Genomic DNA, 209 nt, shown 5'->3' with positions numbered 1-209 from the left:
AAACAATTTTTGACCATAATCATGTCTATTTTTTATAAATCTAACCTCACCGTTAACTTTAAAATTATATCCTGTAAAAGCTCTAGAACATTCTATAATATCAGTTTCAGAGTAATTTCGTTCTCCAAGAGTAAATAATTCTAAAAGTTCACGCGCAAAATTCTCATTTGCACTGTTTTTTACATTTCTATTTAAATTACGGTACTTTA

The 209-nt window shown here is 26.8% G+C and carries 1 protein-coding gene; it reads right to left on the bottom strand.

Translation table 11 applies throughout. From position 1 onward, the window contains the following. The coding region (locus ACRHOC_RS15995; RefSeq protein WP_431159537.1) for a DUF1800 family protein at positions 1-209 on the bottom strand (209 nt) is incomplete at both ends.

The organism is Winogradskyella poriferorum (assembly GCF_050618035.1).
Lineage (GTDB): Bacteria > Bacteroidota > Bacteroidia > Flavobacteriales > Flavobacteriaceae > Winogradskyella > Winogradskyella poriferorum_A.
The sequence above is the reverse complement of the archived record's forward strand: the minus strand, read 5'-3'. Positions and strand labels throughout refer to the sequence as shown.